The sequence below is a fragment of the Rhizobium sp. L9 genome (assembly GCF_002531885.1).
GTDB lineage: Bacteria > Pseudomonadota > Alphaproteobacteria > Rhizobiales > Rhizobiaceae > Rhizobium.
Window position 1 is genome coordinate 60,401 of the sequence record NZ_NWSZ01000019.1, and the last position, 25,872, is coordinate 86,272.

The 25,872-nt window shown below is 60.7% G+C and carries 22 protein-coding genes; 13 read left to right on the forward strand and 9 right to left on the reverse strand.

From position 1 onward, the window contains the following. The first annotated feature begins 8 nt into the window (after positions 1-8). The 7 genes from CO660_RS19725 to ugpC all read left to right on the forward strand — a co-directional run bounded on the left by CO660_RS19725 (position 9) and on the right by ugpC (position 7,488). Positions 9-1,013, forward strand: a complete 1,005-nt coding sequence (locus tag CO660_RS19725; RefSeq protein WP_097600152.1) for a dihydroxyacetone kinase subunit DhaK — start codon at positions 9-11, stop codon at positions 1,011-1,013. A 3-nt stretch (positions 1,014-1,016) separates the two neighbouring features. Then, entirely contained in the window at positions 1,017-1,661 is a 645-nt protein-coding gene (gene dhaL, locus CO660_RS19730) for a dihydroxyacetone kinase subunit DhaL (protein ID WP_097600153.1), read from the forward strand. Between the two features lie 71 nt (positions 1,662-1,732). Beyond that, the gene (locus CO660_RS19735; protein ID WP_097600154.1) at positions 1,733-2,986 is read left to right on the forward strand and encodes an extracellular solute-binding protein; all 1,254 of its coding nucleotides are present in this window, start codon (positions 1,733-1,735) and stop codon (positions 2,984-2,986) included. Positions 2,987-3,074: 88 nt separating this feature from the next. Further along, on the forward strand, positions 3,075-3,974 hold the full coding sequence (locus tag CO660_RS19740) for a sugar ABC transporter permease (RefSeq protein WP_097600155.1): 900 nt from the start codon (positions 3,075-3,077) through the stop codon (positions 3,972-3,974). Continuing rightward, on the forward strand, positions 3,971-4,855 hold the full coding sequence (locus tag CO660_RS19745; RefSeq protein ID WP_097600156.1) for a carbohydrate ABC transporter permease: 885 nt from the start codon (positions 3,971-3,973) through the stop codon (positions 4,853-4,855). Before CO660_RS19740 ends, CO660_RS19745 begins: the two co-directional genes overlap by 4 nt. A gap of 30 nt (positions 4,856-4,885) precedes the next feature. Then, positions 4,886-6,406 carry a DUF5060 domain-containing protein gene (locus CO660_RS19750; protein ID WP_097600157.1) on the forward strand — a complete coding sequence of 507 codons (1,521 nt, stop codon included), beginning with the start codon at positions 4,886-4,888 and terminating at the stop codon, positions 6,404-6,406. A gap of 11 nt (positions 6,407-6,417) precedes the next feature. Continuing rightward, a complete protein-coding gene (gene ugpC, locus CO660_RS19755; protein WP_097600158.1) occupies positions 6,418-7,488 on the forward strand; it encodes a sn-glycerol-3-phosphate ABC transporter ATP-binding protein UgpC in 1,071 nt (356 codons plus the stop codon). A gap of 459 nt (positions 7,489-7,947) precedes the next feature. Here the strand turns inward: ugpC and CO660_RS19760 are convergent, their stop codons facing one another. The 9 genes from CO660_RS19760 to speB all read right to left on the reverse strand — a co-directional run bounded on the left by CO660_RS19760 (position 7,948) and on the right by speB (position 18,959). Continuing rightward, positions 7,948-8,919 carry an acetylxylan esterase gene (locus CO660_RS19760; protein WP_097600159.1) on the reverse strand — a complete coding sequence of 324 codons (972 nt, stop codon included), beginning with the start codon at positions 8,917-8,919 and terminating at the stop codon, positions 7,948-7,950. Between the two features lie 62 nt (positions 8,920-8,981). Beyond that, positions 8,982-11,396: an aminotransferase class III-fold pyridoxal phosphate-dependent enzyme gene (locus CO660_RS19765; protein ID WP_097600160.1), complete on the reverse strand. Its 2,415-nt coding sequence runs from the start codon at positions 11,394-11,396 to the stop codon at positions 8,982-8,984. A 200-nt stretch (positions 11,397-11,596) separates the two neighbouring features. After that, positions 11,597-12,346 carry an ABC transporter permease gene (locus CO660_RS19770; protein WP_097600254.1) on the reverse strand — a complete coding sequence of 250 codons (750 nt, stop codon included), beginning with the start codon at positions 12,344-12,346 and terminating at the stop codon, positions 11,597-11,599. Positions 12,347-12,402: 56 nt separating this feature from the next. Then, positions 12,403-13,293, reverse strand: a complete 891-nt coding sequence (locus CO660_RS19775) for an ABC transporter permease subunit (protein WP_097600161.1) — start codon at positions 13,291-13,293, stop codon at positions 12,403-12,405. 5 nt (positions 13,294-13,298) lie between these two features. Beyond that, positions 13,299-14,369 carry an ABC transporter ATP-binding protein gene (locus CO660_RS19780; protein WP_097600162.1) on the reverse strand — a complete coding sequence of 357 codons (1,071 nt, stop codon included), beginning with the start codon at positions 14,367-14,369 and terminating at the stop codon, positions 13,299-13,301. Between the two features lie 26 nt (positions 14,370-14,395). Further along, complete coding sequence (locus tag CO660_RS19785; RefSeq protein ID WP_210421951.1) at positions 14,396-15,499, reverse strand: polyamine ABC transporter substrate-binding protein; 1,104 nt, start codon at positions 15,497-15,499, stop codon at positions 14,396-14,398. A 330-nt stretch (positions 15,500-15,829) separates the two neighbouring features. Continuing rightward, positions 15,830-16,777, reverse strand: a complete 948-nt coding sequence (locus CO660_RS19790) for a LysR family transcriptional regulator (RefSeq protein ID WP_210421952.1) — start codon at positions 16,775-16,777, stop codon at positions 15,830-15,832. A gap of 158 nt (positions 16,778-16,935) precedes the next feature. Then, entirely contained in the window at positions 16,936-17,835 is a 900-nt protein-coding gene (locus CO660_RS19795) for a LysR family transcriptional regulator (RefSeq protein ID WP_176536327.1), read from the reverse strand. Positions 17,836-17,906: 71 nt separating this feature from the next. Continuing rightward, a complete protein-coding gene (speB, locus tag CO660_RS19800) occupies positions 17,907-18,959 on the reverse strand; it encodes an agmatinase (RefSeq protein ID WP_097600165.1) in 1,053 nt (350 codons plus the stop codon). Positions 18,960-19,113: 154 nt separating this feature from the next. Here speB and CO660_RS19805 point away from each other — a divergent pair, with 154 nt between their 5' ends. The 6 genes from CO660_RS19805 (at position 19,114) to CO660_RS19830 (ending at position 25,857) form a co-directional block, all read left to right on the forward strand. Beyond that, on the forward strand, positions 19,114-20,220 hold the full coding sequence (locus CO660_RS19805) for an extracellular solute-binding protein (RefSeq protein ID WP_097600256.1): 1,107 nt from the start codon (positions 19,114-19,116) through the stop codon (positions 20,218-20,220). A 74-nt stretch (positions 20,221-20,294) separates the two neighbouring features. Beyond that, a complete protein-coding gene (locus CO660_RS19810; RefSeq protein ID WP_097600166.1) occupies positions 20,295-21,335 on the forward strand; it encodes an ABC transporter ATP-binding protein in 1,041 nt (346 codons plus the stop codon). A gap of 4 nt (positions 21,336-21,339) precedes the next feature. Continuing rightward, positions 21,340-22,191 carry an ABC transporter permease gene (locus tag CO660_RS19815; RefSeq protein ID WP_097600167.1) on the forward strand — a complete coding sequence of 284 codons (852 nt, stop codon included), beginning with the start codon at positions 21,340-21,342 and terminating at the stop codon, positions 22,189-22,191. Next, positions 22,188-22,985, forward strand: coding sequence for an ABC transporter permease (locus CO660_RS19820; protein ID WP_097600168.1), 798 nt, complete (start codon positions 22,188-22,190; stop codon positions 22,983-22,985). The genes CO660_RS19815 and CO660_RS19820 overlap by 4 nt, the downstream gene beginning before the upstream one ends. Beyond that, positions 22,982-24,370, forward strand: a complete 1,389-nt coding sequence (locus tag CO660_RS19825) for an FAD-dependent oxidoreductase (protein ID WP_097600169.1) — start codon at positions 22,982-22,984, stop codon at positions 24,368-24,370. The genes CO660_RS19820 and CO660_RS19825 overlap by 4 nt, the downstream gene beginning before the upstream one ends. Continuing rightward, positions 24,370-25,857 carry an aldehyde dehydrogenase family protein gene (locus CO660_RS19830; protein WP_097600170.1) on the forward strand — a complete coding sequence of 496 codons (1,488 nt, stop codon included), beginning with the start codon at positions 24,370-24,372 and terminating at the stop codon, positions 25,855-25,857. The genes CO660_RS19825 and CO660_RS19830 overlap by 1 nt, the downstream gene beginning before the upstream one ends. The last annotated feature ends 15 nt before the right edge of the window (positions 25,858-25,872 follow it).

Sequence of the window (25,872 nt, forward strand, 5' to 3'; positions counted from 1 at the left end):
GGATCGGCGTGAAGACGAAGAAGCTTATCAATGCAGGCGCGGATGCCGTCGACGAAATGCTGCTGGGCGTTCTCGCGGCGCATCCCGAGCACCTCTACGCGGTAGAAGGCATGCCGCGCGCCATCGTCGCCAGAAACGGGCCGCGCAAAGGCAAGGTCGGGCTGGTCGTCGGCGGCGGCTCCGGCCACGAGCCGACCTTTCTCGGCTATGTCGGCAAGGGGCTCGCCGATGCGGCGGCGATCGGCAATGTCTTCGCTTCGCCGCCGCCCGATCCGATCATCGCCTGTGCCAAGGCGGTCGACGGCGGCGCTGGCGTGCTCTTCATGTACGGCAATTATGCCGGCGACGTGATGAATTTCGACATGGCCGCCGAAATGCTGGCGCTCGACGAGATCGAGGTGCGCACCGTGCTCACCACCGATGACGTGGCGTCCGCTCCGGCCGACCAGAGGGAGAAGCGGCGCGGCGTGGCGGGCAACGTCTTCATCTTCAAGGCCGCTGGCGCGGCCTGCGATCTTCTGTACTCCTTCGAAGAGGCCGAGCGCGCCGCCCGCCATGCCAATGCGCGCACCTATACGATGGGGGTGGCGCTCTCGCCCTGTTCGCTGCCGCAGACACTGAAACCGAACTTCCAGATCAGCGAGGAGGAGATGGAAATCGGCATGGGCATCCACGGCGAGCCGGGCGTGGCGCGCGGGCCGCTGAAGACGGCCGATGCGGTGACCGACGAACTGATGGACAATCTTCTGAGGGAGATGAAGGCGGAGCGAGGCGATCGCGTCGCCGTGCTCGTCAATTCGCTCGGCTCGACGCCGATGATGGAGCTCTATATCATGATGCGGCGCGTCAAGGCGCGGCTCGATGCGGCCGGGCTCATCATCCATACGTCGCTCGTCGGCAATTACTGCACATCGCTCGAAATGGCCGGCGCATCGGTCACGCTGATGCATCTCGACGACGAGCTTCAGCGGCTGATCGACCATCCCTGCGATTGCGCCATGTTTACGAGGTGATCGATGCCGATCGCGATCAAAGACCTGCAGCGTCTCTTTGCCCTGATCGCCGCTGATATCGCGGTGCATCGCGATCATCTTTGCGAGCTGGACGGCGCCATCGGCGATGGTGATCACGGCCTTGCCATGGATGCCGGCTGCGAGGCGGCCGCGAAAGCCGTCGGCGCGCTCGACCCGGCGCACACTATGCCGACAGCCGCCTTCAATGCCGCGGCAAAGGCATTCCTGAACGCGGTCGGTGCATCGTCTGGCCCACTCTATGCAACGGCCTTCATGCGCGCCGGAGCCGCCGTCAAGAACCGGCCGGAACTCAGCGACGAGGAATTCGTGTACGCATTTGCGGCGATGGCCGAGGGCATCCGGGATCGCGGCAAGGCGGAACCTGGCGAGAAGACCATGGTCGATGCCTGGAAGCCCGCGGCCGACGCGGCGTCTGATGCCTGGGCAGCGGGAGCCTCCCTCCTCCAATGCTTCGATCTGGCAGAGCGAGCTGCGCGCCAGGGCTGCGAAGCGACGAGGGATATGGTGGCCGCCAAGGGCCGCGCGTCGCGGCTGGGGGACCGCGTGATCGGGCACATCGATCCCGGCGCGGCATCGGCCGCCATCTTTATCGCCGCGATTGCAAAATTCGCTCAGCATGATGGTTAGCTCATCATACCAGTTGACATGTAAATGATTACCTGCGACAAGGGGCCCGGCTTTACAAGAGGAGGACGGTAATGCTGACCCTTTCCGCGAAATTGAAGACTACGAGCATCGTCGCCATCGCCATGGCGTCTTTCGCCGCGACCCCGGTTCTTGCCGAAGACATCACGCTCTGGACCCTCAACTTCGACAACAATGCCGCCAATACGGCGCTGAAGAAGGTTGCTTCGGATTTCGAAGCGGCAAACCCCGGAACGCATGTCGAGATCGTTCAGCGCGCCGTCGACGAGCACAAGACGGCGCTGCGCGTCGCTGCCGGCTCCGACAAGGGGCCTGACATCTATTTCAGCTGGGCGGGTCTCGGCCTCGGCGGCGAATATGTGAAGGCCGGCCTCTCCCTGCCCCTCGACAAGTATTACACCGAATATAAGTGGACCGACGAACTGCTGCCGTCGGCAGCCGCTTTCGCCGATCTTTATCCCGGCGGCAAGCACGGCGTTCCCTTCACCTTCAAGGGCGAAGCGGTCTATTACAGCAAGAAGCTTTTCGAGCAGGCCGGCATCACCGAAGAGCCGAAGACCTATGAAGAGCTTCTCGCCGCGGCCGAGAAGCTGAAGGCCGCCGGCATTCCCGCCTTCACCTTCGGCGGCACGGTCAACTGGCACGTCATGCGCCTGATGGACGTCATCCTCGAAACCAAGTGCGGCGCCGAAAGGCACGACGCGCTGAAGGCGATGACGCTCGACTGGACCAAGGAGCCCTGCGCGACCGACTCCTTCGCAGAATTCGCCAAGTGGACGAAGGACTATACGCTGCAGCCCTTCATGGGCATCGACAATAAGCAGTCCTACAGCCTCTTCACCGCAGGCCGGGCGGCGATGATGCTCGAAGGCGACTGGCTGGTCAGCCAGCTCAACGGCTCGGGCGCCAATCTCGACGATTACGGCATCTTCCCCTTCCCCACCAATACCGAACGCCTCTACGGCTTCGCCGAGTACAATTACATCAGCACCAAGAGCAAGAATCCCGACATCGCCGCGAAATTCCTCGACTACTTCCTGTCGACGAAGGTGCAGCAGGATCTGCTCGGCCAGCTGAGCTCGACCTCCGTCAACAAGAACGTGCAATATGCCAATCAGAAGCCGCTCGAAGCGGAATGGCTGGGCATCTTCCAGAAGTATGGCAAGGTCTACATGAACGGCGACCAGGCCTTCCCGCTCGATGTGACGACGGAATATTTCCGCGTCATCAATGACGTCGCCTCCGGCAATACCGAGCCGGCCGAGGCGGCGAAGCAGCTGCAGAGCTTCATCGCCGGCAGAAGCTGATTCCTCCCAAGCGCCAGTCGGTCGAGCCTCGATCGGCTGGCACATTCTCTCAGGAGCTGGCGGCGGCTTGCATTGCCAGGAGGAAAGCATGTCACTTCGACAATCGACACATGATCCGCGCGTGCAAGCGCTCATCCTGCTCGTGCCGGCGCTGGCGATCTATGCGGTCTTTGCGCTCTACCCGATGCTCAATGTCGTGATCCTGAGCTTTCAGAAATGGAACGGGCTCGATCCGAACCGGCAATTCGTCGGCATTGCCAACTATTCGGCGATCTTTACCCGCGATCCGGTCTTCTGGGTGGCTTTCCGCAACACGGTGATCTGGACCGTGATGAGCCTGATCTTCCCGCCAATGGTCGGGCTGCTCCTGGCGCTCAGCCTCAACCAGAAGATTTTCGGCCGCAATGGCCTGCGCGCCATCTTCTACCTGCCGGTCATCATCGCGCCGATCGCGGTCGCCACCATGTGGAAGTGGATGTACGATCCCTTCTTCGGCCTCTTCGCCCAGCTCTTGACCTCCTGGGGCATGCAGGGCTGGATCAAGGACTGGCTTGGGAATAAGGACATCGCGCTCTATTCGGTCTTCGTCGCCTATCTCTGGCAGACGGTCGGTTTCTCCATGGTGCTGTTCCTGGCGGGCCTGCAGAACGTCTCCCAGACGCTGGTCGAAGCGGCGCGCATCGATGGCGCCGGCCGCTGGGCGGTGTTCAAGCATGTGACTCTGCCGGCATTGCGCCCGACGATCACCATCGTTCTCGTGCTTTCGATCATCTCGTCGCTGAAGGCCTTCGACATCGTCTACGGCCTCACCGGCGGCGGCCCGGCCCAGTCCACCCAGATGCTGGCGCTCTGGGCCTTCACGCAGGCCATGCAGATCTTCGATTTCGGCCGCGGCGCGGCGATCTCGGTCGTGCTGCTGCTGATCACCATGGCCGTCGTCATTCCCTATCTCAGATGGACCCAGAAGCACGAGGAGGTGGAATCGTGACGGCAGTATCGAGTGACCACACCGCCGTGCATCTCGAAGTCCAGCCGTCGTCGATGAAGCGCGATCCCGTTCTGATCGGTCTCTGGATCGCCCTCGTCCTCGTCGCGCTCGTCTGGGTCGCGCCCTTCGTCTTTATCGTCTTCACCTCGCTGAAGACGCCGGCGGCGGTGACGAGCACCGGCGCCTTCATGCCGCCGGCCGAGCTTGCCTTCGAAAATTACAGCGCGGCCTGGAGCCGCGGCAATTTCGCTAACTCCTTCTTCAACAGCGTCATCATCACTGTCATCAAGGTGCCGCTCGGCCTGTTCCTGTCGGCGATGGCCGCCTATGCGCTTGCCAAGATCAGGCTGAAGATCACCAAGGCCCTGCTGCTGCTCGTGGTCTTCGGCACGATGATCCCCTTCCAGGTGATGCTTGCGCCGCTCTTCACGCTCGTCAATTCCCTCGGCCTGATCGATACCTATCCCGGCGTCATCCTTCCCTATATCGCCTTCGGCGTTCCCTATCAGGTTTTCATCCTGCACGGCTTCTTCAAGAGCATTCCGAAGGAGCTTTCGGAAGCGGCGCTGATCGACGGGGCAAGCCACTTCACCATCTTCCGCCGGATCTTCCTGCCGGTGTGCTTGCCCGTACTCGCCGCACTGCTCATCCTCGACTTCGTCTCCACCTGGAACGAATTCGCCATGGCGCTGGTGCTGCTGCAGGACCAGCACATGTGGACGCTGCCGCTTGGCCTGATGTCCTTCCAGGGGCAGTTTTCCAGCAACTACGGCCAGCTCAACGCCGCGATCGTCATGACCGTGCTTCCGGCGACGCTCGTCTATCTCATGTTCCAGCGCTACTTCGTCTCCGGCCTCACCTCCGGCGCCGTCAAGGGGTGATCGCGAAATCATTTTACGAGGAGAGACAGAATGTCCGATGCAACAGTCGAAAAATGGGGTGTGTTCGAGGCCTCCTTCGAAGGGCCTGCCGGCGGCAATCCCTATCTCGACGTGGCATTCGATGCCGTCTTCACCCATAAGAGCCGCGAGGTCCGTGTGCCGGGCTTCTATGACGGCAACGGGACCTACCGCATCCGCTTCATGCCCGATACAGAAGGCGAGTGGTCGTTCAGGACGCGCTCCAGGACGGCAGCCCTCGACTGCAAGAGCGGCGCATTGACGGCGACCGCGCCTTCATCAGGCAATCACGGCCCGGTGCGTGTGCGCAATAAATTCCACTTCACCTATGCCGACGGCACCCCGTTCCTCTCCTTCGGAACGACCTGCTATGCCTGGACGCACCAGCCGCTCGAGATGCAGAAGCAGACGCTGGAGACACTTGAGAAGGCGCACTTCAACAAGCTGCGCATGGGCGTGTTTCCGAAGGACTATCCCTACAACGTCAATGAGCCGCTGCATGCCTGCTTCGAACGCGGAGCCGACGGCAAAGAGGATTTCAACCGGCCGAACCCCGCCGCATTCCAGCACTTCGAAAAGCAGGTGGCGGCACTCTGCGACCTCGGCATCGAAGCCGATATCATCATCTTCCATCCCTATGACCGCTGGGGCTATGCCGACATGTCGGCCGAGCAGGATTTCCGCTATGTCGAATATCTCGCCGCTCGCCTTGCCGCCTATCGGAACGTCTGGTGGTCGCTCGCCAACGAGTATGATTTCCTCATCGACACCAAGCCTATGGAGCAGTGGGACCGCTACTTCCACATTCTGGAGGAAAACGACCCCTACCAGCATCTGCGCTCCATCCATAATGGCGACGTGACCGCGAATTTCGATCATCGCAAGCCGTGGGTCACCCACACCTGCATTCAGAACCCCGACGTCAAGCGCACCCAGGAATGGCGCGACGCCTACGGCAAGCCCGTCGTCAACGACGAGCCGGAATATGAGGGCGACATCCTGCAGTCCTGGGGCAATCTCCATCCGCGCGAGCTCGTGCACCGTTTCTGGATCACCATGGCGCGCGGCGGTTATGCCGGCCATGGCGAAACCTATTCCCATCCCGAGGATCTGATCTGGTGGGCCAAGGGCGGAGAGCTGCGCGGCGAGGCCTGGAAGCGCATCGGCTTCCTGCGCGATCTCCTGGAGGCAGACGTCAAGCACGGGCTCGAACCGCTCGGCATCATCGGCGAGTGGCCCTGGTCGCGAGTCTCAGGCGCGCGGGACGGCGACGGCGATTTCCGCCTGATTTATTTCGGCGAGCATCAGCCGGTTATCTGGTCCACCGGCCTCCCTCTCGACGGCGACGATTACGATGTCGACATCATCGACACCTGGGAGATGACGATCACGCCGGCCGAAAAGGTGGCGGCACCAGTTCCGCATCCGACGCGTCATGGCTCGGTCGTGCGCGGCGGCAAGCCAGACGCAGCTTTTGGCGTGAAGATCCCGCGCAAGCCGTACCAGGCGCTGCGCGTACGCAGCAAACGCTGAAGGAGAAATCCATGTCTGGCTTGAGCATCAGAAACGTGAAGAAGTCCTTCGGCCCGGTCGATATCATTCACGGCGTTGACGTCGAGATCGCCCATGGCGAATTCACCATTCTTGTCGGCCCCTCCGGCTGCGGCAAGTCGACCTTGCTGCGCATGATCGCCGGGCTCGAAGACATCAGCGGCGGCGAGATCAGTATCGACGGGCGGGTGGTGAACAACCTCCAGCCAAAGGACCGCGACATCGCGATGGTCTTCCAGAACTACGCCCTCTATCCGCAAATGACTGTCTCCCAGAATATGGGCTTCGCGCTGGAACTTGCCGGCGCCAAGCGCCCGGAGATCGACAGGAAGGTGGGCGAGGCCGCGGCGATCCTCGGCCTGCAGCCGCTGCTTGATCGCAAGCCGGCCCAGCTTTCCGGCGGCCAGCGCCAGCGCGTCGCCATGGGCCGCGCCATCGTGCGAGATCCGAAGGTCTTCCTCTTCGATGAGCCGCTCTCCAACCTCGACGCTAAGCTGCGCGTCAAGATGCGCGCCGAGATCAAGGCGCTGCACCAGCGGCTGAAGACCACGATCGTCTACGTCACCCACGACCAGATCGAAGCCATGACCATGGCCGACAAGATCGTCGTGCTACATGGCGGCCGCGTGGAGCAGATCGGCAGCCCACTCGAGCTGTATGATCGCCCCCGGAACGTATTCGTCGCAGGCTTTCTTGGATCCCCAGCCATGAACTTCCTGGAGGGAACCTTGCGGAACTCTGGCAGTCCCGCGCTGACCCTCGCAGGCGGCTCGCGGATAGACCTCTCGCACGCTCCCGGTGCCTCGGCGGGCAGGCCGCTGGTGCTCGGAATTCGTCCGGAGGACATCGCTCTCGGCGGTGAAGACGGCGTGGACGCGATTGTGAGGGTGGTCGAACCAACGGGTTCAGAGACGCATGTTGCCGTGGAGGTAGAGGGCAAGGAGCTAACTTGGGTAGTCCGTGAACGCGTCGAGCTCGTTCCAGAGCAGCGCGTAAAACTGTCCTTCAGTAGCCCAAAGGTTCATTTTTTCGACCGGCAAACTCAACAGCGCATCGAAGCATAACATGCTAGCGAGGATTCACCGGTAATCTCGAAGGTCTTCTTCCGTCCAGGGTGTCGGCTCAGCTGCAGCGCCGGGTTCATTGCATGTAAGATAGCGACCGCAGAACTGACTGTCCCTAAAAGTCGATGCCCCTGCTCTTGAAGGGATCTGAACCGACGATACCCTTATTAAATACACTAAGTGGCTGATATGTTTGGCTTAGAGCATAACGCCTTTTTATGGAACCGAGCAGAGCCACTGCGGTGGGAACACGATACCCTGACAAGATGACGGCATTACTATTTTCTCACGGGCGGCGAACTGTCCTATGTTGCCGGTTGGCGATCAGATCCTCGACGACGGCCGGATCGGCGAGCGTTGACGTGTCTCCCAGAGCGCCGAAATCGTCCTCGGCGATCTTGCGCAATGCCGCCGGCGTTTTCAGAAGCGCTCATATTCGAATTGAGAACGTACGGCTAATCAATTGACCCCGAAAAGCCCGCCGAGCCAAGCCATCTGGTGGCGCTCCTGGTAAGCTTGGCCGCCTTCGTGATTGTTGAAGTCGTATTCCACAATTTGTTTTTTACCCGCATAGACATTGAACGCCGCGTATACTGTCGAGGGCGGACAGACTTCGTCCATCATGGCGACCGAAAACAGTGCGGGCGCGTTCGACAACCGCGCAAAATTGACGCAGTCAAAATAGGTTAGCGTCTCGAAGACTTTTTCCTTCTTGTCGCGATGCTGGGCCAAGAACTGCACGATCTCGGTATAGGGTTCTCGTAACGCCACCTGGACCGCGCGTGGAAAGTCACACAGAAATGGGACATCAGGCATAACCGCCTTGACGCGCGGGTCGAGACCCGCGACAGCGATCGACATCCCACCACCCTGGCTGTCGCCGCAGACAGCGATACGCTCGGCGTCGATGAACGGCAACTCTATCAGGGCATCAATGGCGCGCACGCAGTCGGTCAGAAGCCGCCGATAATAATAGTCGTTCCTGTCGAGAATCCCGCGCGTCATGAAGCCTGGGAAGGATGCCGTGGAGCCGACCGGATCAGCCGTATCGCCGACACTCCATGCGCTGCCCTGGCCGCGTGTGTCCATGCGGAAATAGGCATAGCCGGAAGCCGCCCAGTGCAACTGCTCGTGTGGGAATCCCCGACCGCCGCCGTAACCGATGTATTGGAGGACCAGCGGAAGGCGTCCTTCCCGCTGCGCCGGCATGATCAGCCAACCCTTGATTGGATGGCCGCCGAAGCCCGGGAAGGTGACGTCATAAGTTTCGACAGCCTTCAGCGACGTCGCGGCTTTGACGATGGTGACTGTACCACTGGCCTTTCGGGCCTCGGCAATGGTCTCAGTCCAGAATTGGGCAAAGTCGTCTGGCATGAGAACCTTGCTCGTATAGGCGCCCAGTTCGGGATGGACGAGGTCGGCAATTGGCACTTTCTTGCCTCCGTGAACAGAATTGAAGTGAATGGTGACAGACTTGAACGGACGACACCTTTCTAGACGGTTGCCGAGCGAAGATGGAAGGGCACCTCCTCGAGAGCCGTTTCAAGAGCTTCAAGACACCTCGCAGCATCGCTATCACTGAACACCAGCGGTGGCCTGATTTTGATGATGTTTCCGAAGGGACCGGTGGAGGATACGAGAACGCCGAGCGCCTTCATCCGCTCGCGTACCCAGCGCGCAGCAAGCTTCGCGGGAGCTCTCGTGTCGCGGTCGGTTACGAGTTCGACGCCGAGGAAAAGACCGCGTCCCTGAATGTGGCCGACCAGCTCGTGCCGCTTCAGAAGGTCGTCGAGCCCGACCTTGAGAATGCCCCCGTTCTTGCGAGCGTTGCCCTGCAGGTCCTCTCCCCAGAGGACATCGAGACACGCATTGCCGACTGCGGCCGAGACGGTGTTGCCTCCAAAGGTGTTGAAATAGCCGCCCTTCATCTGCAGGGTCGCGGCAATCTCGCGCCGTGTCACGAGTGCCGCCAGCGGATGGCCGTTGCCCATCGGCTTGCCCATGGTGACGATATCTGGCTCTACGTCGAAGGCCTGGAAGCCCCACATGTGGGTGCCCGACCGGGCGAAGCCCATCTGGACTTCGTCGGCGATCGTCAGCGCACCGTGGCGCCGGGCGGCACTGTAGGCGCGCGCAAGATAGTCGTCCGGCGGGACCAGTGCGCCATTCGCATCGAAGATGGAATCGGTCAGCAGTCCCGCAAATCCCTCCCCTTTTTCTTTCAGGCGTTGCGCGGCGTCATCAATATGGCCGGCATATTTGTAGCCGGCGTCATCGTCACTGAGCCGGTAGAGACCGCGGTAGAGGTTCGGCGGCGGCACCGTTTCCACCCAGGCCGGCCGATCCCTTGCGTCGTAATCAATGAGCGAGAGCGGCGACACGACTGATGTATTGCCGTGATAGCTGTTCTCGGTGACGACGATGCCTTCCTTGCCCGTCACGGCGCGCGCCATACGCACGGCGAGATCATTGGCCTCCGAGCCGGTGCAGACAAAGATCCAGGTATCGAGATGAGACGGCAGCGTCGCAGACAGTCGCTCACCAAGCCTTACGATTTCCGCGTGGAGATAGCGCGTGTTCGTATTCAGCGTGCTTGCCTGCCGGGTAAGGGCGTCCACGACGTAAGGGTGGCAATGTCCGAGATTGGCGACATTGTTGTAGCAGTCGAGATACTCGGTGCCCAGAGCATCGTAGACCTTTGAGCCGCGGCCGCGAACGAGTTCGAGCGGTTCGTTGTAGAACGTGTAGGTCTTGCCGAGCACCGCTTCGCGTTGCTTAAGCAGGGTGGGCTTGGGCACGGCCCGTGCATCCGCGGCGGCCGTGCTGAAGGGGACAACTGACGGCAGCATGCCGGCAACGAAGGCGGCATCCGTCACCTCAGCGATGCGCTCGATTGCATCCATATAAAGCGTCTGAAGATCGTCGAGCGATGTGCCGGGCACGTTGGTGATGGACTGGTAGGAGACGATGCCAACCTGCAGCAGAAGACGGGCGAGAACAAGCTTGCGGAGCACGGCCAAATCATCGTCTTCGAGCGGCATGAAGCGCTGGTAACCCCGAGCAAGGCAGGTTGCAGCGAAGACGGGATCCGGTGTCCAGTGGATAAGTGAGGCGATTGCGACCGCGAGATCTTGCGCGACAGGCCCGCAAACCATGTCGCCGAAATCGATGACACCCTTGACGCCGAAAGCCGGATCGACCTCCGCGAGCACGTTGGACTCGTGGAAGTCGTTGTAGATCACCTGCGCGCGAAGCTTCGGCAGAGCCTGCGTCGTGACCGTCGAAAGTTCCGGTAACAGGGCAAGCGCCACCTGTTTGATCCGTTCAGGCATACGGACATGCAGCCGCTCGAGGAGCCGGGGCGCGTTCTTGAGGTCCCAAGGCATGCGCTTCGGTGCCCCACCACCGTAGAATCCCTGCAAGGCACGCGCCAGTCGTCCGCTCATCGCGCCGAGCGTCATCAGTTCCGGCGCGCCCAAGGAACGCCCGGATGCCTGGATCTGGTCGAGCAGGGTTTGCCCCGGCAGGAAGCTCATGACTCTGAGTGCATGGCTCCGGCCGGCCTCGTCTGCCACATCGGCCATCGGGGCGCCTGCTAGCGTACGCCGTACGCGCGGCACGGGAAAACCGGGATCGATCGCTGCGACATGCTCGAGGGCGTCGATCTGGAACTGGAGGCTTTCGGTGGGCTCCGCAAGCGAGGCCACCTTGACCACGAACTGCGCGCCGTCTGCGGTGACGAGACGGAAATTCTGCTCCCTCTCGCCGCCCAGCCGGCGCCAGCTGCCGTTGAGGCCATAGGCTGCCGCAACGCGACTCGCCACGAGCGCCTGGGGGAGGTCCGGCGCTGCAATACTTGCGAGCAGCATCTCGATCGGATCTTGCGTGGAATGGGGCTGCCTGTTCACCGGAATACCTCACGATCTTGACGGATTTGGCCTGCGCGGGCTGCGCCGCGCTTACAAGGCCGACGCAGACCAAGGCTCCTGATTGAACTGTCTGGTGAAGGGTTTCTCCAACGCGACTGCCATCCGGCATAGAATGAAATCAGATGTTGGACCTTGCTCGCCTGCAAATCTATTTGCTCCTTTGGGGCTGCCCGGCGCCCTCAGTGTCCCGGAAATCTTTGATCGGACCGGCGCGTGATAACGGCGACAACGAGAAGGCCGAATGCAACAATACCGAGGATCATAGTCGAGACCGCGTTGATCTCGGGTGTCACCCCGAACTTGATCTGCGAATAGATCTTCATCGGCAGTGTCGACGCGCCCGGTCCGGTTGTGAAGCTGGAGATGACGAGATCGTCCAGAGACAGCGTGAAGGACAGCAGCCAGGCGGAGATCAGAGCCGGCAGAATGTTCGGAAGGGCAACCTTGAGAAAGGCCGTCGCCGGTTGGCAGCCGAGGTCACGCGCGGCCTCCTCCAGTGAGGGATCGAGTTCCGTCAGCCGCGACTGCAGGACGACCGCCGCAAAGCACATGGTGAACGTGGCGTGCGCCAGTATGATCGTCAACGGGCCACGATCGATGCCGAGCGTAACGAACATCAGAAGCATGGAGACGCCGAGCACCACTTCCGGCATGACCATGGGCGCCGCCAGAAGACCGAGGAAGAGCCTGCGCCCGCGGAAGCGCCGTATCCGTACCGCCACAAGCGCGGCCAGCAGGCCAAGCAGGGTCGCAACCGTCGCGGAGACGGCAGCGACGGTGAAGCTGACCCGCGCCCCTTCGATGAGGGCCGCGTTGGAAAGGGCCGATGCGTACCATTGCGTCGAGAACCCGCCCCACACGGTCACCAGCCGCGACTCGTTGAAGCTGAAGACAATCAGGATAGCGATTGGCAGATAGAGGAATGCCATGACAATAAAGATTGATAGGCGGTTGAACCAGCTCAGGGCATTGGCGTCTGACACGGCTAGACCCTCATCTTGGACAGCCGCGATTGCAGCAAGGCGATTGGGATGACGAGAAGCAGCAGCAGGAGCACGGTAACGGCGGCAGCGACCGGCCAATCCCGGTTGTTGAAGAATTCGACCCAGATGGTGCGACCGATCATCTGCGTATCAGCACCGCCGAGCAGGTCGGGAACGACAAATTCGCCGACGACCGGAATGAAGACCAGTGCGCATCCGGCTGCCACGCCAGAACGGCTTAAGGGAAAGGTGACGCGCCAAAAAGCTCCGAAGCGCGTGCATCCGAGGTCGCGGGCAGCCTCCAGAAGAGTGCGGTCAGCATCCGCCAGGCTCGAATAGATTGGCAGGATCATGAAGGGGAGATAGGTGTAGACGATGCCGACATAAACCGCCGTTTGTGTGTTCATGATCTGCAGCGGATGGTCGATGATTCCCAGGGCATACAAGGCGGCATTCAGCAGCCCGTCACTGCTGAGGATCGCCATCCACGCATAGACGCGGATGAGCAGCGAACTCCAGAACGGCACGATGACGAGGAAGATCAGAACGGAACGCCAGGAGCGGCGGCAACGGGAAATACCATAGGCCAGCGGGTAGGCGACGAGAAGCGTAATGATCGTCGCGACCAACGCGACCCTCAGGCTGTTCAGGTAGGCGCGTGCATAGATCCCGTCGCGCAGCACGAATTGCAAGTTCTCGAAGTTGAGCTTGATCGACAGGAGGACGCCATTCCAACTGAAAAGCGGCTCGAAAGGCGGCATGCCCACCCGCGTGGATGACAGCGCAATCGCCACCACCAGAATGGTCGGGAGCAAAAACATGATGCCAAGCCAGAGGAAGGGCGGCAGGATCAGAATTCTTTGGCCGAGGCGATTCCGGTGCGAGGCGATCATTGCGCTCACTCCCCGAGCAGGTGAGCGGCGTCATCCGCCCACCTTGCGACGACGGAAACCCCGACGGTGAGATCGTCGTCGCTGCCCAAATTGACCTTGAGGGCGTCGAGCGTCGCGTTCGTTGCTAGGCGCACACGGTAGCGCCGCTGTACGCCGGTGTATGTAATGTCTTCGATCACACCTGGAAGGCCCGGCCCGCCGCGACCAAGCTCGACGCGTTCCGGCCGCACCGATAGCCAGAACGGACCATCCGGCGAAACGCCGGCCGGCAGCCTGGCCCCGAACTGGCCGTCGAAGCCAGACAGGGTGAGCCGCGCCTGCGCGCCTTCTGGCTTGGCAGTCGCCACCTCGAAGATGTTGGCCTCCCCAAGAAACTTCGCGACATAGCGGGAAATGGGGGCCTCATACACCGTTTCAGGTGAGCCGACCTGAAGCACCCGGCCCGACTGCATGATGGCGATGCGTGATGATACTGTCATGGCCTCGTGCTGGTCATGCGTCACGATGACGAAGGTGAGGCCTAAATCCTTCTGCAGGCGAACGAGCTCGTCCTGGGTCTCGGTTCTCAGATTCTTGTCGAGCGCTCCCAGCGGCTCGTCGAGCAGCAGTATCTTCGGGCGCTTGACCAGCGCTCGAGCCAAGGCCACGCGTTGCCGCTGGCCGCCCGACAGCTGCGAGGGCTTCCGGTCCAGCAAGACCTTCAGCTGCAGTTTGTGGGCGACATCGGCCAAGCGGCGCTCAATCTCGGCTCTAGGCAGCCGCTCCTGCACGAGGCCGAAAGCGATGTTTTTCGCGACGTCGAGATGTGGAAAGAGCGCGTAGGACTGGAACATCATGTTGGTCGGACGCTTCTCAGCAGGCACCATGGTAACATCGGACTGGTCCAGCAGCACACGACCCGAGGTCGGCGCCTCAAAGCCCGCAATCATGCGCAGCAGGGTTGATTTCCCGCAGCCAGAAGGTCCGAGAAGCGAGAAGAATTCGCCTTTGCCGACATCCAGCGACACGCCGTTGATAGCAACAAAGCTTCCATAGGTCTTGCTCAGACCGTCGACCGTCAAATAAGACTGCTGCATATCCACCGCTCTCAACGATAGCGCGCTCAGTTGCCGGCGCGGAAGGTGGTCCAAACCCGGGTCCGCTCTCTATTCTGGCGGGCCGGCAGGGACCGGTCGGCGAAGAGCTTCGCCCTGACGTCGTCAGACGGGTATATGTTGGGGTCGCTGGTGATCTGAGAGCTCACCAGCGGCGTGGCTTTGGCATTCGCATTAGCAAGGAAGACTGCGTTGCTGATATCGGCAATTACCTGGGGATCGAGGATGTAGTCGATGAATTGGAGCGCCTGTTCGACATTCGCCGCACCGGCGGGGATCGCCAGCGTATCGAAGGAGACGATTGTGCCCTCCTTCGGGAGGGAATAGCGGACATCCTGACCCGTCTTCGCCTCCTGCGCCCGCGCAGCCGCAATCCCCGTGTCGCCACTCCACATGACGGCTAGGCAGAGCTGTCCAGAGGCCATGTCCGCGATCAGCTTGCCGCTTTGCATGTGCCGCACATTCGGCCGAAGGGCCATCAGCAGGTCCTGTGCCTTCTGCAGGTCCTCCTCCTTCGCGGAATAGGGGTCGAGGCCGAGATAGTTGAGCGCCATCGGGATAATTTCGTTCGGCGCATCCACGATACCGATGCCACAGTCGGCAAACTTTGCCGCAATCTTTGGGTCGAACACCATGGCGAGGCTGTTCACGGGCGCATCGGGAAGCCTCGCGTCGATCATGGCGCGATTATAAGCGATCCCAGTGGTCAGCCACATGTAGGGAACGAGATAGGCGTTCCCGCTATCATGCTCGCCAAGCATCTTCAGGAGTTCGGGATTGAGGTTGCCGTAATTCTTCAGCTTGCTCTTGTCGATCGGCTGCAACGCGCCGGAGGCGATCAGGCGCTCACCGACCGTTGCGCTGGGAAAAACGACGTCGAACCCACTGCCGCCTGCCAGCAGGCGTGTTTCCAGGACTTCGAGGGAATCGAAGAAATCAACCCGCGCATCGATGCCGGTCTTCTCGATGAACTTGGAGATGGTGTCCGGCGCGAAATAGTCCGAGAAATTGAATATGAACAGCTGTGCCGCATGAGCGCCTGCCGCCGACAGAATGAACATGGACCCTGCGGCGACAAGCCGATTTAAAGTCCGACGCAGCGATCTTGCCATCAAGATTTCCTCCCGAAGAGAATGTCATCAAGCAAACTGCGATTTGCCCGATGAACAACACTGAACTATCTACGGTAACGGCCTGAGGATTTTGTTCGTGATTTCCCGAAGTGAAGGGCTACGCGTCGTCAACTAAACTCCGCAACTCGACAGCTTTTAGTCGGCATCGCTCCTTGCCTACGCGTGTGCTGCCGGCCTCGCGCCCGTCGGGCGTTAGACTCGTCAGCAGAGCGGTGCTGCCCAGGTGCTGCTGGCCCAGCCGTTCGATTGGTCTCCTTCTCTTCAAGAATTTCCCGCCAGAAACCGCGATTGCCGTCGTTTAAACTGGTGCTAAGCGGCTCGCATCGCTGCGGCATTCACCGTGCTCTTGATGACATCCACAAAGGCCCGAAGGGGCGGACGGCTTTTCCAGTCCTCCAGCGTCGCGACCTGGAACTTGGCCTTGTAGGAAAATAGGTTCGGCCGGATCAGCCTCATCCGTCCCGCGCGCACGAACTGCGCGGCATAATGTTCGGGAAGATAGCCGAGATAGCAGCCGGAGAGGATCAGGAGGGCTTCAGCCTCCATGCTGGATACTGTCGCGTGCGGACTGCTGATTGCGAAAATCTTGATGTCGCGGGCAGCCCAATAGTTGCGCCCGATGATCCGGTGCGTTCGCGCTTCGTCAATGCCGATTTTCTCGTCAGGCATGGAAAACAGCGGGTGACCCTCACCGCAGTAGAAATTCTGCGTCTCGTCGTAGAGGTCGATGTAGGCCAGGCCCAGTGCCATACGCGGGAAGCTGCCGACGACAAGATCGAGCTTTCGCGATACGGCTTCGCGCAGCAATTCACCCGGCGATTTCATCTCAATGGACAGGTGGAGAGCCGGCGCGATTTCGGCGAGCTTTGCGATGGTCCGCACGAGGGGCGATACCGGATCGGTTATCGTGTTGTCGACCAGGCCGATGGCAAGATTGCCACTGAGATTGGAGCGCAAGCCGGACACCTTGCGGCTGAATTGGTCGAGCGAACCGAAGAGCCGCTGGCATTCGTCGAAGATCAAACGGCCGCTTTCGGTAAGTTCGAAACCGCCGCGACCCCGCTTGCAGAGCGTGACGCCGAGCCTCTCCTCCAACGCCGTTATCTTTCCCGATATGGTGGACAGGGAGAGGTTGAGATCGGCCTGTGCCGCCGAGAGGCCCCCGGCTTCCACGACCCGGATGAAGATCCGGATGAGACGGATGTCGGCATTGTCGACCGAAATCAGATTGCGGATGTTACTTTCGCATTTTTGCATCTGCCGTCCCCACTCGTCGTCGGCACGCCCCGCCGGAGAGCAGAGCAGAGTATCCGGGGAAGACTGCGTCTCGCCAGAGCCTCCATCCGCCCGGGCGCCAGACTAGATCGGCGGCAGAGCCGCTAAAAATAACGTTCAATGAACCGATACATTGACGTTTACAAATGTAAGCCGTGCGCCCTGACGATCGCCTCGGCGACAAAACTGACATTGGCAGCCTGCTCGCTCGCCCGTATGGCGAGGTCGATGTCGGCGAAATAGTCCTCGTCTGGCATGGGCAGCCGGCGGACGCGCCCCTGCAGCTCGAACAGGCTCGCATAGTGGACCGGCAGAACGCCCAGATAGGCCCCCGACAACACCATCAACATCTCCGCTTCGATGTCGAAGGCCATGCGGTTCAGGATGGAATTGTGGAGGCGTTGGCTCGCGACGCCGTTCCAGTAGCCGCGGTGGACCCAAGGATATTTGTAGCAATCCGCACTTGTGATCGCGTCGTGCGTCGCATCGAACAGCGGATGGCCCGATCCGCAGAAAACCGCGTGCTCCTCGCGGTACAGGGTCCGGTAAGAAAGACCCGACACCTTGATGTCGGAACCGCCGATGCCCACGTCGAGCTCGTTTGCGGCGACCGCTCTCGTGATGTCGTTCGGCCGCATGATTTTGAGGTTCAGTTCGATTTCAGGCGCAGTTCTCGAGAGTTCGGCGATCGCACCGGAGATATGCAGACGTGGGTCCGTCGCCAGGCAGTCCACGATGCCGAGGCTCACCTTTCCTGCGAGAGCGCTCCGCAGGCAAGACAAACGCGCCGAACTGGCGTCCAGCATCTCTCCCAATTCCACGCTGATGTCATAAACCCGCCGTCCGTCGTCCGTCAGGGAGAACCCGCGGCGTCCCCGCTCGCATAACTTCACTCCCAGGCGTTGCTCAAGCGCGGTCAGATGATTGGAGATTGTCGGCTGGCTGAGTGAGAGCTCCATCTGGGCCGCAGAGATACCGCCATTGCGCACGACACTTTCGAACACACGAAACAAGTGAAGGTCGGAACCGGATATCTTCATGACGACAGATTGCACCAAACGCACGGAAGCGCAAACCCCCGGCCTGCCGTGATGCATGTGCGTCCGCGCCTCTAGGCTCCACCGACCTGACCGCTGTTGACCATCAGACAGAGGATCGTGTGCAGAACCTGCGCGGCGATCTGCGCCGTGTTGGTCGTCGCATCATATTGTGGGGCGACTTCGACCACATCTCCGCCGATGATGTTCAAGCCGTTCAGCCCGCGCAGGATCTGCAGGACCTCCCGCGGATGGAGGCCGCCCACTTCCGGCGTTCCCGTGCCCGGCGCAAAGCCCGGGTCCACGCTATCGATGTCGAAGGAGACATAAGTCGGGCCGTCGCCGACGACTTCGCGCGCCCGTTCGATCAGACGGGGCAGACTGGCCTCGCCCACCTCTTCGGCGTGCACCACCGTCATGCCGCTCTCATAAGAAAATTCCCACAGATATTCGGCGGGGCCGCGGATCCCGATCTGGATCGTGCGGCGCGGGTCAAGGACTCCATCAAGCACCGCCAGGCGGAACGGCCCACCGTGCTGGAATTTCGTTCCCTCATAAGGACCTGCCGTATCGCAATGGGCGTCGATGTGAATGAGACCCACCGGCTCCTTTTCACCAAGCGCTTTGAGGATCGACGACGTGATGGAATGGTCGCCGCCTACGCTGAGAGGCCGCACGCCTGCACCGGCAAGCCTGCGGTAGAATGTCTCGATATCGAGGTGGCACTGGGCAAGATCGAAGCGACTGCACATCGGGACATCGCCGATATCAGCGATCTTCGCCTTGCTCATCGGCGACGTACGCAGGACATGGTCGTAAGGGCCGATACGTTCGATGGTGCGCAAGGCGCGCGGGCCGAAACGGCTGCCATTGCGGTTGGTCACTCCGAGATCCATGGGTACACCGACCAGCGCGATATCCAGTCCGCCGAAATGCTCGTCGTCTTGAGCCTCCGGCAAACCGGGCGCGTCGAGAAGCGTCGGAATGCCGGCGAATGGCCACTTGCGCTTGTCGCCGCCCTTGAATTGCGATTGTGCAACCTCCCGAAAATGCGGTTCGAAAATATCGCCGCCAGAGGCGTTGCCATATTTGGCTCGAAGTGCGTCGAGATGCGCCTGGTCCACCATTGAAAAATTCTCCTCATGACACGACTGACCATAGTGGACCTTCACCCCGAAATAGTTCGGGTTTTCCCGAAGTGACCGCGCGGAAATTGTCATGTATTTGCGCGAGTCGATCGGTGACATTCCCTCGATAAATCCAAAAATGCAGGGGAACGTCATGCCGATTGAAAGCACATCAAACACGTCCTTGGGACGTCGCAGCATGCTGAAGGGGCTGTCGGGGCTCGCTCTGGCACCTATCGTCAGCGGGTTTCCGAATATCGCACGGGCGCAGGAGAAAAAGCTGCGCGTGGGTCTTTATGGCGGCTACTTCAAAGACACGTTTGACGCCGAAATTTTTCCGGACTTCACTGCCGCCACCGGTATCGAGGTCGAGAGTGTGGGCGAGCCGACGGGCGAGGTCTGGCTGATCCAGCTGGAGCAGGCCGCCAAGGCCGGCAAGTCGCCGGTCGACATCTCGATGATGGCGGGCGTTCCCGTCATCCGCGGTTCGAATTCCGGACTCTGGGCGCCGCTTGACCCGAAGAAGATCCCCAGCATCAAATACATCAAGCCGGAACTGGTGCGCGAGAATGGCAACGGCGAGATCGTCGCGATCGGCGCCACGAGCTGGTATGTCACGCTGGTTTCCAACACAGATGTCTATCCGCAAGCCCCAACCTCCTGGAAGGACATTTGGGACCCAAAATATAAGGACTGCCTTGGTCTTCTCGCCAATGTCGGCAACTCATATCTCCTTGAAGTCGCGGCCAAGGTCTATTTCGGCGGCATCAAGCATCTCGACACCGATGACGGCATCCGCGAGGCGGCAGCCAAGGTCGGCGAGCTGAAGCCGAATGTGCGTCTCTGGTACCGGGACGAAGCGCAGTTCGAACAGGCGCTCAAATCAGGCGAAATCCCCATGGGCCAGTATTTCCACGATGTGACGAGATTGGCGGTGCGGGACGGCTTCCACGTTCGGTCCACAATGCCCATCGAAGGCGGCATCTATGACTACGGCACGTGGGCAGTGACGAAGGCTGCGGCTTCCTCGCTCGATCTCGCCTATGTCTACATGGACTACATGTCGCAGCCCTCGACCCAGGCGAAGCTTGCCCGTAAACTCGGCAGCGCGCCGGTCGTCGAGCGGTCAACGATGGATCTAACGGACGAGGAATTCGATTCCGTCTCCTCCGATATCGATCCGGTAAGGCCGCATTACGAGATGCAGGCGCTGAAGACGGAATTCATCAATCAGGTCTGGACAGAGATGCAGCAGGGCTGACCGCCGCGCTGCGTTTTGGCCGCGAGCAATCGTAAAGCAGGTGGCGCTTTCAGCGTGCCCTGCCGGAGGAAGATATGTCCGGACTGGCTATCCGCGAAATCAACAAGGCCTATGGCCCCATCAACGCTTTGAGCAACATTTCCCTCGATGTGGAGAACGGGAAATTTCTATGCCTTCTGGGGCCGTCCGGTTGCGGCAAATCCACGTTGCTGCGGATAATCGCGGGCCTCGAGGATGCCTCGGGGGGACAGATCCTTCTCGACGGGCGCGACATTACCAACGAGCCTGCCCATATGCGCAATTTCGGCATGGTGTTTCAGTCGCTTGCGCTTTTCCCGCATCTCTCGGTCGGTGAGAACATAGCCTTCGCCCTGCGCATCCGCGGCGCGTCGAAGCGCGTGCAGAAAATGGAGGTGGAAAGGCTTCTCTCGCTCGTTCACCTGCCGGGCGTGGCGGACCGGTCCATCACGCAGCTTTCGGGTGGCCAGCGCCAGCGTGTAGCAATCGCCCGCGCCCTGGCACTCAAACCGAAACTGTTCCTCCTCGACGAGCCCATGTCAGCGCTCGATGCGAAGCTGCGCGAGGCGATGCAGGTCGAGTTGAAGCGCCTGCAGCAGGAACTCGGCATCACGACCTTTCTCGTCACGCATGACCAGAAGGAGGCGATGACGACCGCCGACCTGGTGGTGTTGATGTCCGGCGGCGTAATCCAGCAGGTCGCCCCGCCGCTGGAGATATACCGCAACCCGGCCAACGCCTTCGTTGCCGATTTCATCGGTGCGGCAAACCTGATCGAGGGCCGTGTCGTCTCGCCCGGGCGGGTCAGCGTCCCCGGCGGCACCGTCACCGTCAGCGATGCGCCGGCGTCGGGCGCCTTCACCTTCTCTGTCCGCCCAGAAGATCTGGAACTTCACGACGAGGCCAACGACAGCAGCTTCTTCGGCCATATTGCCTTCGCGCGCCACCTAGGGTCCGGGATCGAGGTCAATGTTGCCGTCGAGGGCATGGAAAAGGACGTTGTTGTCGCCCTCCCCTCTCGGCACGAGAGCGGTCTGACAGTGGGTCGGCCCGTCCACGTTCGTGTCAACGGCGCGACCTGCGTTGTTCTGAGGTGATCCGATGAACGCTTCAAGTCCGAGGACAATTGCAGGTTATCTACCGATCATCGTACCCGCAGTGCTTTTGGTCGTGTTCTTTGTGGTGCCTTTCGGCACCATGGTCCTGACGTCGTTCCATGAGAATTCAGGTTTTGGGGCCTCTGAAACCACGTTCACGCTTGCGAACTACCGGCGCCTGGTCAGCCCTTTTTTCGTGGGGTTGCTCGTTGCGACCTTCGGCCTGGCCTTCGCTGTCGCCGCCATCGCGATCGTGATCGCCTTTCCCTTCTCCTACCTTCTGGTCCATGCGCCGCGGACGACGCAGATCGGTTGGCTGATCTTTCTGCTCTCCATCCTGTCGCTGTCGGAATCGATTGTCGGTTTTGCCTGGTCGACACTTTTGTCGCGCACGGCCGGGATCAGCAATTTTCTCGTCTTCATCGGATTCATCGATAGGCCGGCTTCCTATACGCCTGGCCTCGCGGCGCTCGTGGCTGGTGTCGTCTACACCGCTTTCCCCTATGCCGTTCTCGTGCTCTACCCGATCCTGTCGCGAGTCGATCCGCATATCGAGGAAGCCGCACGAACGCTCGGCATGTCGCCACTCCGGACCTTCTTCGGCGTCGTGCTGCCCATGCAGCGCAACACGATCGTCACGACCTTTCTGATGCTGCTCGTCTTCACGCTCGGCACCTATCTGATGCCCCAGATCCTGGGCCGTCCCCAGCACTGGACCTTGTCGGTCGCCATCAGCGACCAGGCGCTTGTGCAGTCGAACATCCCCTTCGCCGCAGCGCTTGCAGTGTTCCTGGTGATCGTGACGTTTCTGATCGTGATCACCGTCGTGCAATTCGGTCGCAAGGAGCGCGCATGATAAGCCAGGTCTCCCTTCGCCGCATTGCCTTCAGCCTGCTCGGCATCATACTGGCAGCGCCGCTGCTCGTCGTGTTCGGCGTCTCCGTCAACGAGAAGAAGTCGCTGACCTTTCCGCCGCAGGGGTTCAATCTTGACTGGTATGGAGATCTCTTTCGTTCGGCCGACTGGTCAGGCGCCGTGCTCAACAGCGCGATGATCGCGCTATTCTCCGCAGCCTTCGCGGTCGCGATCGCCTTCCCGATCGCCTGGTTCAACTGGCGCTACCGGCTGGGCTGGGTAAAGGTCGTCACCACGATCGGCCTCGCTCCCTTTCTTCTGCCGCCGGTGATCACGGCGCTTGGCTTCCTGTCCTTCTGGACGCAAACCGGCTTCTATGGGCAATATTTTACCGTCATCGTCAGTCACGGCATCTTTCTCGTGTCCCTGCCGCTCGTCTCCCTGACGCTTGGTTTCAGCACCCTCGACGCAAGCCTGCCGGAAGCCGCCGCGACCATGGGTGCCGACAACCGCGTAATTCTGCGCACCGTCGTCTTTCCCCTGGTTCGGCCCTACGTGATCTCCGGCTTCGCCTTCGCCTTTGTCGTCTCCCTGAACGAATATCTGATTGCCTACATGACGGTCGGTGCCGTTCTGGAGACATTGCCGATGCGGATCTTCAACTCGCTCCGCTACGGCTACACGCCCGTTATGGCTTCCGCCTCGATCTTCTTCGTCATCCTGACCATCGTCATCTTCTCGCTGGTCGCGCGTTTTGGGGACCTCCCGAAATTGCTGGGAGCACACACAAAATGACTGCAATTCCCAAGGCATTGTCCGATGCGACGCTCTATCCCTTCTGGCTCGACAACCCGCTCGCTCCCGATAGCGAAAGACACCTCGTGGGGCGTACCGATGCGGACCTTGCCATTGTCGGCGGCGGCTTCACCGGACTCTGGGCCGCCATTCTGGCCAAACAGGCGAATCCGAGCCGGGATATCATCATTATTGAGGCCGGCAAGGTCGGCCACGGTGCTTCCGGGAGACCGGGTGGTATCGTTTCCACCTCGGTGATGCATGGACTCTCCAACGCAAACCGCATCTTTCCCGAAGATCTGCCAGCGCTCGAGCGACTTGGCAAGGACAACCTCGATGGCTGGACCAAGACGATCCAGGATCATGCGATCGATGCGGATTTGGAATGGTCGGGCGAGATGACGGTGGCCGTAGGCCCCTCGGGTATGAGTAAATTGCGCGAAGAGTTCGATCTCGCCAAGCGTTACGGCCACGACGTGGTTCTGATGGATCGCGAGGAAACGCGAGCGGAACTCGCTTCGCCGCTGTTCGAAGGCGCCATGTGGTCGAGAGAGCGCAGCGGAATCGTGCATCCGGTGAAGCTAGCCTGGGGGCTGAAGCGAACGGCGCTTAATCTGGGCGTGCGCATCTATGAGCATACTCCGATGACCGTTGTGGAAGACAATGGCACAATGTTGACCATCGTCACGCATGACGGCCAGGTCAAATCTCCGAAGGTCCTCTTTGCTACCAACGCCTGGAATGCAGGCCACAAGAACATCAAGACGCGCATCGTGTCGGCACGAGACCGCGTTCTGGCGACCGAGCCGCTGACAGAAGAGCAACTCTCGAGGCTTGGCTGGAAGAATCGCCAGGGCGTCTACGACACTCGAACGCAGCTGAATTATATGCGGCTGACGCGCGACAACCGGATTATCTTCGGCGGTCGTGTGGGCTACTTCTTCAATAACAACCCCGACCCAGCGGACGATCGCAAGATCGAGACCTATGACCGGCTCGCCGGCAACTTCTTTACCACTTTCCCCCAACTCGCAGATATCAAGTTCACCCATGCCTGGTCTGGTCCGATCGACCTCACCATGCGCCTTGCCGTGCATTTTCAGCGGTATTACGGGGGCAAAGCTATCTATGCAGGGGGCTATTCCGGTTATGGCGTCACGGCAACGCGCTTTGGCGCGTCCATCGGACTTGACATTCTGGATGGGAAATCGGGTCCTGATCTAGACCTCGATTTCGCCCGGACTTTACCGAACTGGATCCCCCCAGAACCCTTCCGCTGGATCGGCGCGAAACTGACTATGTATGCACTCGACGAGGTCGACCAGAAGGGCGGATGGCGCAAACACTGGATAAACATGGTCCATAAAATGGGGTTCCCGCTGTAATGACGACATTCTCCCTTCCGCTCAATCTGTGCATCCCCTCTCCTCTTCTTGACCGTCCGGAAAGCGTGTTCATCGATGGCCGCTGGCATGCCGGGCATGGTGCAGCGTCCATTCTATCCGTCGATCCATCCACCGGCGAAACCTTCGCGAGCTTCATGCCGGCCTCCGTTGAGCAGGTGGCGGAGGCGAGCGAGGCGGCTGCGCGGGCCTTCGAGGACTGGAGGCGGACGAGCGGTCGCGAGCGGTCCGGCTTTCTGCGTGCGATCGCCAAGGGGCTGAAGGAACGGAAGTCCCACCTTGTCGCCCTGCAGATACTCAACAACGGAAAGCCGCGATACGAGGCTGAAATCGATGTCGACGATGCGACCGCGACATTTGAATACTATGCCGGCCTCGCCGAACATCTGGACGCCCAGCAGGGCCAGCCCGTGGAGTTGGCAGACGGTGCGTTAACGGGCGCCACCCACTTCGAGCCGATCGGGCCGGTCAGCCTGATCGTCGCCTGGAACTTCCCGATGGTAACGACAGCGTGGAAGCTGGCGCCGGCGCTGGCGGCAGGTTGCACCGCCGTCCTGAAGCCTTCGGAATTCACAACGCTGGCGGAATTGATCTATGGCGATCTGGCAGCGCAGGTCGGCCTTCCGGTCGGTGTGTTGAACATCGTGCCCGGCGGCGGCGATATCGGCGCAGCATTGTGCGCCGATCGACGCATCCGGAAGATTTCCTTCACCGGGTCGAACGCGACCGGCAGTCGGGTCATGACGGCAGCCGCTCAGCGCGTTGTTCCCGTGTCGCTCGAACTTGGTGGAAAATCCCCCATCGTTGTCCTCGGTGATGCGGATATTTCCCAGGCGGTTGAGATTGCTGCTGCGGGGATTTTCTTCAATTGCGGCCAGATGTGCTCGGCAACCTCCCGTCTCCTCGTGGCTGACACGATCGCCGACGACTTCACGGAGGCCCTTGTTGCCAAGGCCAACCAGCTTCTGGTGGCGGGTCACGAAGATCCGGGTGCGCAAATTGGACCGCTAACGACCGCTGAACAGTTTGCCAAGGTGAAGGCATTTCTGGAGAAGGCGCGCGCCGACGGGCTGGATTGCGTCGCCGGCGGCAACCCCGTGCATGATCGGCAGGGTTTCTTCGTCGAGCCCTCCATCTACCGCAACGTACCCACTGATCATCCGATGTGGAGAGAAGAGATTTTCGGGCCTGTCCTCGCGATCCGTAGTTTCACCAACACCGACGAGGCAGTCACGCTCGCCAACGATACCGAGTTCGGATTGGCTGCCACCGTCGTCGGAACTGACGGCGACGCGGCTGCCGACGTGGCACGCCGCCTCGACGCCGGTCATGTCTGGGTAAACACGCCCCAGATGATCTTCCCCAACACGGCGTGGGGTGGCTTCAAGGCGAGCGGCATCGGTCGTGAACTCGGCCCCTGGGGGTTAGCGGCCTATCGCGGCGTGAAGCACATTACCCGCGCAGCTTGAGCGTGGGCTTGGGAT